Source organism: Pseudomonas sp. URMO17WK12:I11, assembly GCF_007677725.1.
Classification (GTDB): domain Bacteria; phylum Pseudomonadota; class Gammaproteobacteria; order Pseudomonadales; family Pseudomonadaceae; genus Aquipseudomonas.
In genome coordinates, this window is record NZ_VEDF01000025.1 from 1 (window position 1) to 7119 (window position 7119).

The following is a 7119-nucleotide window of genomic DNA, read 5'->3' on the forward strand; positions in this document are numbered from 1 at the left end:
TCATCGATGGCGATGCCCATTTTTTTCAGGCGTGCTTCGGTTTGGGCGCGTTCCTGGGCCATGCGTTTGAGTTCGGCGGGGAGAAGTTTTATCCAGTCATCGCGGTATTCATTTTTGACGAAGCTTTTGTAGAACTCCGCTTCGGACTCGAATGTAAGAGTGAACAAGTAAGACCCATTTTCATGGGGCGCTTTCTCGCTATCCTCCCGCTGTACCCGGAACAGTAGATAGACGCCATCTTTGTAGAAATACCAGCTACTGAACATAGGCAGTTCCAGCCACTCTGCAACCTTGAGTCTCAAGCCGGGGTCTACCCAAGGTCCTGTAACTACCGGTTGGTTGAGTATCGTGTTATGTTCCTTAAAATTTTTTAACTGACTACCTGTAAGTCTCGCTTCATTTTGGAAGATATAGCGCTTCCAGCCTTCCGCATGCAATTTGTCAATCTGCTGGTAAAAATAGTGTAATGCTTCAGAGTGTTTGGACCCGGGATCTACCCCGCCTAAAGTAACGTTGGCATCACCGATAATGTCGCTTCCGTATGTGCCTAATGAAGCGCTTACAATGTCATCAAACTTAAGTTCGCCTGATTTTGCTTTTATAGAAAGATTTGCGCGGAGTGGCTCGCTAAATGCAAGGCTGAATTTATATACGCAAATATCAAGAAAGCAATCTTTTTTATAGATTCCCGTGGATGCGGAGATAGAATGCATTATTGGTGAGCCGATTTCAAATTCTAAGTTTGGTTTGTTGGTGTTCATATCGGCGCCTCCGCACCCTACGAGAACGATGAAAAAAAACTGGCTAAAATACTTAAACATTGTCGCTCCAGCTTGATATGTGTGAGATATTTTCCTCCATATAAGCCCTTTTGGACCTCATTAGTCGATGGTAATTGTTTGCGATTTCCTTGATAAAGTTCATTCGGTCGTTGTCGTTATACAATTTTCCTTTGGTCATGATCGTGTCGTAATCAGGATCGTTAGTTTCGCAAGCTATGCTCATAGCCGCGAGTCGCCTTGGCACACCTAGGTTGCCCTCCACAAGGGCTTGCATATCTAACAACTTCTGAAAGACCCAGCTATCATAGATCAGCGGTTGCAGAACCTTGAGCTGTTCGTGTTTTGCAATCGCCATGAGAGATTCGAGTTGCTTATCTTCCCTTGCTTTTCCCTCCCTCATTTCTTCGATAACTGAAATCCACTTGAAACCGAGCTCTAAGTGAGGGTTTTTCTGTAAGTAATCAATCTTGGGAAGCGCGTCGTCAAGCCACGGTAAAGTTTTGAATTGAAGGAGGAAGGATTCTGTATACTTATTCCAGTGACGATCGCCGATGCATTGTGAAAATTGTTCGGGGTGGTTAATGTAGAACCAGTGCCATACGAAAATATCTTGAAATAGCCAGAAGTTGCCTTTTCCTAGATGGGTTTTAGTTTCATTGAAAAAATATATCGGTGCAACCGTATATCGCCATTTGCTGTCAGTGGCGTAATCCAATGCACACATTACCTGCTTGCTGGCGAACGCCGCTAGGCCAGTCCAATAAAAACGACCTTTGAGTTCGGGCTTTCCATTGTGCTCAAGTTCTAGATAGATCTTTGCGTAATTGGCTGCAATTCGCTCCGCCCGAGCACTGAAGTTTTCTACCAATTCATAGCATGCTGTTTGTTTAAACTCATTTCTCGTTTTCACGGAAAGTCGACGTATGGCCTCTTGCTGACCAATCGTCCAGAGCTCTTTGCATCCAGGGTTGACATCGTTTATCGAGCACGCTGACTCATTGAAAGTGAAGCTTTCTTTCATGATTTTTTGCTCGGTACATATTTTTCGGAATTTGCTGGCACCACCAGCTCATCCGGTTTCAATGTCACCTGTGCACTCTTCGCTTCGTTACTGAAAAAACGCGGAATAGTGCCATCCTCACAGGTAAAGTACACTCGCTTCCCCGTGCCGGGAATGTCGACCTCTACAGCCACGTTCTCCAGCGGTACACCGAAACTGGTCATGAACCTGTTCTGTTCGTCGTACATACCGGATTCAGGGCCTTTAGGAAGCTTCTTGAAGTCGTGCTCCATGCTGGCCGGCCCATCCAGCGTTTTCTTCGCCCCCTTGATGTCGATGGTCCCCGGCGCATGCACCTCGATGTTGCTGCCCTTGATGCGGATATAAGCACCGCCGCTGGTAAGCAGGATCTCCTTCTGCGCCGACATCTCGATCAACTGTTCCAGCGATGTGAGCTTCATGCTCTGCAGTGCAGTCAGTTCCATGGCATCACTTTGTGCTTCCAGTTCGACCTTGCCCTTGGCGGCAAACAGCTTGGCCCCGGCATTCTGCGCAAACAGGCTGATGCTCTGCACCACGCTGGCCAGCAATGACTTGCCGCTGGCGATACTGACATCTTCACCCGTACTCACAGTCAGGTGCTTGCCACTGTGCAAGTAGGTGTTCTGCGGGGTGGCGGTGGCGATATCGGCTGGGGAGGAGGCGATCAGCAGTGGCTTCTGGTACCCCGGCGTCTCGCCGCGACCGCCGCTACGCATGGCCCAGGCGGTGTCGCCGCCGTTGCGTTGCTGCTCGCTCGGGCCCTGGCTCGGGCTGCTGTTGTCGCTGCCGTAGGTGACGTCGGCGTTGAGCTGGGTCAGGCTGTCGAGGCCGGCTTGGAGAGCGTCGGCGTTGTGTTGCTTGGCCGTGTCGGAGAGGGTCTTGAGCCGTTGCTCGCTGTTCTGCAACTGCTGCTGGGCTTCGCTGATATCAAGCTGCGCGCCCTGGGCGTTGCTGCGTTTCCAGGTGCTCAGGTACAGGCCCTGCTGGGCGCGCAGGGCGCCATAGGCGTCGGTGCGCAGCTCGAAGCCGGTGCCGCGCAGGGCGCCGCGGTGGTTGCCGCGCTGGTCTATCAGGTAGCCGAGGTTGAGCTGGGTGTGGCCGTGGCTGCTGTGCAGCTGGGTGCGCACCTGGCCGGTGGAGTCGTCCATCACCCACTGGTTGAAGCCACCGCCGCCGATTTCCTTGCTTTTGTAGCCGCTCATCAAACCGCTGGAGTGCCAGGCCGGTTTGTGGCCGCCGTACACCTGGCCCATGATCAGCGGGCGGTCGATGTCGTTGTCGAGGAAGGTGACCACCACCTCTTCACCGGCACGTGGCACGTGCACGCTGCCCCAGTCCGGGCCGCTGCTCGGTTGCAGCATGCGCAGCCAGCACGAACTCAGTTCACCTTCCTGGCTGAGGCGGTCCCAGTGGAAGCGTACGCAGACGCGGTTGAGGCTGTCGGTGAACAGTTCATGGCCGTTGGGCGAGACCACTACGGTGGTCTGCGGGCCAGGGCTGGTGGGCTTGGTGTGCTCGAACGGGCTGCGGTATGGCGCGCTGTGCAGCTGGCCTTCGATATGGCTGGTGAAGAAACCATAAGAAGCTTCGCTCAGGCCCGAGCCGAGCAGGGAATCGTCCAGTGACGGGCACGGGCTCTCGACCAAGCTATAGCGCAAGGCGCGGCTGAATAGACCGAGGCTCCGTGACAGCGGTGGCTGCTGCCACTTCACACACACGGGCGTGGTCAAGCAAACGGTTGCAGAGCGGAATGTATAGTAGCTTCGCCAATCGCGGTCATATCACTCCGGAAGAGGTTTGAAGCTCTGTAATAACTCATCCCAGAATGCCAACGCTTCCTCATTCGACTCAAAGTTGCTTCCACTTTCGTGAGTGCCTAATTCAATTGCAATGTAAGGGCGCGTATTGGACTCCGATGTGCCATCGTATTCAAACTGGAAGGCATAAAAGTTTTTGCCATCTATGACAGCGCTAACTGCCACCTCTTCTCCATCGATGCCACCGGCAGTGCGTTTGTTCTTTCGAAGGGTTTGTAATCGGCCATTATTTGACAGCTCTCCTACTGCTGGATCATATTCCTTTTTCTCAAATCGTTCGAGCAGGCTGGGCTCTTTCTCAACGATGCTCTTTGTAAGAAGACTTACATAGTTACCTGAGTGCCCCTTGATTTGTGCGCCCATGTATATGGATTCGAAAAACTGATCATCTGGAAGCATAGAGTAACCCGCTTCCAATGCGAACGCACCATGCGGTGGTTCCGCATTAGGGTGTCTGAAATAAATGGCATTGCTTAGCTTTCGAATGTTTTCAACTGCTTCAGGCACTCCGTTAGGTGTAACACGTTTTATCATCATGTGGTACAGCGTATTTTTACTGGTGAGCAAGTAAGCATTAAAGGTGTAAAGAGTGCTGAGGCGCGAAAGCAAAAGAACGCTTCCGTTGTCGAGCTGAATTGTTTTTTCGTATTTGCTGCTTGTCCCGCGAGCCACTCCTTTATCTAGATCATCAATAAGCTGTTGAGTGAGGATGGGCAGTTGAGTTTTTCCATTCTTGCTTACCAACTCAATTTTTTCATCAAAAATTTTGTAGTCAGCAGCAATTTCCGACCCTTGCGGCAGCGATAGTTGAAAGCGGCCGAAGTAGTGTGTAGTCCAGTTGTTGCCAAGCATGGCGGCCTCTCTTGGTATATTGGTGGCTGCGAGAAGGGAGTATGATGCGCATGTTAATATTACAGCAAGTAAAAATTGGGTGGCTATCATTCTGGATCCCTTTGTTATCGAAAAGTCAAATGCTATTTGAGATTCTAACCAAGCTGTACAAGGTGGCAAATTGCGTTCGGCCAGCCTTGTCAGTATAAGCATCTTGGTGGCCGTAGCCAGCCGTGTTGTTGAACGCCCCTACTTTGCAGTAATGGTTGATTAGTCCGCCATTTTGTCCATGAGCGAATGCACCCTGCACACCTCGTTTACCTCGAGGTGCGCTAGATGAAAATGCTGGAACCGTACCGTCGCCAGGGTAGTAACCAGGACCAATACTAAGCGTATACAAACCGTTTAACGTGATTTCAGCGTCCAAATTGTCGCTGCTTAGATTTGCAGTCTTGATATCAAGCCCTTGTAGACTATTGGCTGACCATTCAATGGTTCCCCAAGTATATAGCTTTGGAGATTTAGATTCGGCAGCATAGTGCACGAAAGTGTTCGTATGGTATGCCTTTTCAATAGTGGCGTGGAACACTTTTACTTCATCTATCACGTCGCAAAACGCTCGTCGCATGGAGGGTGGTGTTGACTCAGCTTTCTTTAACTTTATAGGTTTTTGCTCCCTGGCTGAAACCACTCCAGCAGGATCGAATAATTTATTGTTTTGCTCAGGAATCAATCCCCACCATTTCTCCGATTTATAGATTTCCTCATAAGGGCATTGCTCGGGAAGGCGGAGCACTCTTTCTAGGCTGGATTTATCTTTCGCAAATAGCCAGGGTTCGCCGTCGTTATAGTCATGAGAAGGTAGCAATTCTAGCGGGCCATTTGCGAATGCCATCACTGCTACTCCGTCTGCGGCATCTCGCCCCAGAATTTTCTTTTCTGCAAGTGCCTCAAAACCTGCTCGAACCCGCTTGTAACTTGCAGGCGCTCCTGTAGCAGGCATGGCGCCGTGAATAATCCCATATAATTTGCAGAATCCATGGCATGCCACCATTGCTCGGGCTACTAACCCACCCATTGAATGGGTGACGATGATTACGTTTCCGGCTTTGCCACTGTAATGTGGAAGTACTGTATTGTTGATGAAGTTAATAATGTCTTTTGCTGAGTCTCGGTTCGATTGAAGCCAATTATAACCAGCCGCCCACACCTCATATTGTGTATCTGCTGCGTTTTTCAAACCACTCGCATCGCCCATTGCTGCAAGACTGGGGTTGTTTTCCCAGTCTCCCCAGTCGCCTGGTGCTTGGCTAACACGCTCTTTCCATTCTCCCTGAAGATCGTTGTTGAGCAAGATGTTATTCATCTGCCGTTGCATTTCACCCATGATCGGATGATAAGCAGAGCGCATGATTGCCCCCCACTTGCGGGTGCGCATTTCATCTGTTGAAAGCCCGCTGCCGGCATCATCCAACTCACCTTCTTCGTAGACACCTAAAGCACCCGGCGTGGAGTCAAGCTCCGCCTGCCGTTGTTTGGATGACTTAAACCAGCTGCCGAATAGCAGGCCCAGCGTTTTGACTACCGGGAATAAGCCGTCCATATTTGGGGCAACCCAGACGCGTTTCTTGGTTTTCATGTTCATGAGGTTGGTACCCATGATCCCAGGAATGAAAATGATCGGTACAATTTTGTGACGCTTGTAGGCTACACACTTTTCTCTGGGGTCGGTGGACGAAGACAGTGTGGTGGTGGCCGTCAGCATGCTATCCTCATCGTATTCTTGAGGCAGGTGCAACGCAGCGTCTTTAGGTGTCGTGGTTTTAGTTCCCATGGCAATGGCCCTTATTTAAAAATGTGGATACATGAGGCTTAGCGAAACAACCCATCATGCATCCCCCAACACTTTAATTTTCATGAGCTCAGCAATCTGACTCTTCTGCACCGGAATCTTCCCTGCCGCATCCGACACATACTGCATCACGCTGCCATCAGCCCTGGTCACCTCAACTTTCACCCCCGGGGCAGGCTCTCCGGTGCTCAGCTTCTTGATCACATACGGATCGGCAAAGTCGGTCTTGGGCATTTCGTTGAAGCTGTGCGACAGGCTCGTCCCGCCACTGAAGACTTTCTTCGCCCCTTTGACATCAATCGTGCCCGGCGCATGGATTTCGATGTTGCCGCCCTTGATGCGGATGTAACCGCCACCGCTGGTCAACAGGATCCCGTCCTTGGCAGCGATCTCGATACCGGCAGCTGTGGAGCTGAGCTTCATGTTCTGCAGCGATGTGAGCAGCATCTCATCGTTCTGCGCCTGCAATTCGACTTTGCCCTTGGCGGCAAACAACTTGGCCCCGGCGTTCTGCGCAAACAGGCTGATGCTTTGCACCACGCTGGCCAGCAATGACTTACCGCTGGCGATGCTGACATCTTCACCCGTACTCACAGTCAGGTGCTTGCCGCTGTGCAGGTGGGTGTTCTGCGGGGTGGCGGTGGCGATATCGGCTGGAGAGGAGGCGATCAGCAGTGGCTTCTGGTAACCCGGCGTTTCGCCGCGGCCGCCGCTGCGGATGGCCCAGGCGGTGTCGCCGCCGTTGCGTTGCTGCTCGCTCGGGCCCTGGCTCGGGCTGCTGTTGTCGCTGCCGTA

Annotated in this window: 5 protein-coding genes and 1 pseudogene; all 6 read right to left on the reverse strand. The window is 51.5% G+C overall.

The annotated features are described in order from the left end of the window. A partial coding sequence (locus FS665_RS22945) for a hypothetical protein (RefSeq protein ID WP_145193608.1) occupies positions 1-761 on the reverse strand: 761 nt, incomplete at its 3' end. A 52-nt stretch (positions 762-813) separates the two neighbouring features. After that, positions 814-1803: a DUF2515 family protein gene (locus FS665_RS22950; RefSeq protein WP_145193610.1), complete on the reverse strand. Its 990-nt coding sequence runs from the start codon at positions 1801-1803 to the stop codon at positions 814-816. Beyond that, positions 1800-3419, reverse strand: a pseudogene (locus tag FS665_RS22955) (DUF2345 domain-containing protein); the annotation flags it as partial. The gene FS665_RS22950 and the pseudogene FS665_RS22955, both read right to left, overlap by 4 nt. A gap of 186 nt (positions 3420-3605) precedes the next feature. Further along, entirely contained in the window at positions 3606-4493 is an 888-nt protein-coding gene (locus FS665_RS22960; protein WP_145193612.1) for a T6SS immunity protein Tli4 family protein, read from the reverse strand. Between the two features lie 115 nt (positions 4494-4608). Continuing rightward, a complete protein-coding gene (locus FS665_RS22965) occupies positions 4609-6306 on the reverse strand; it encodes a triacylglycerol lipase (RefSeq protein WP_145193614.1) in 1698 nt (565 codons plus the stop codon). Positions 6307-6360: 54 nt separating this feature from the next. After that, positions 6361-7119, reverse strand: a 759-nt coding sequence (locus FS665_RS22970) for a DUF2345 domain-containing protein (protein WP_256675137.1), incomplete at its 5' end; no start/stop codon positions are given.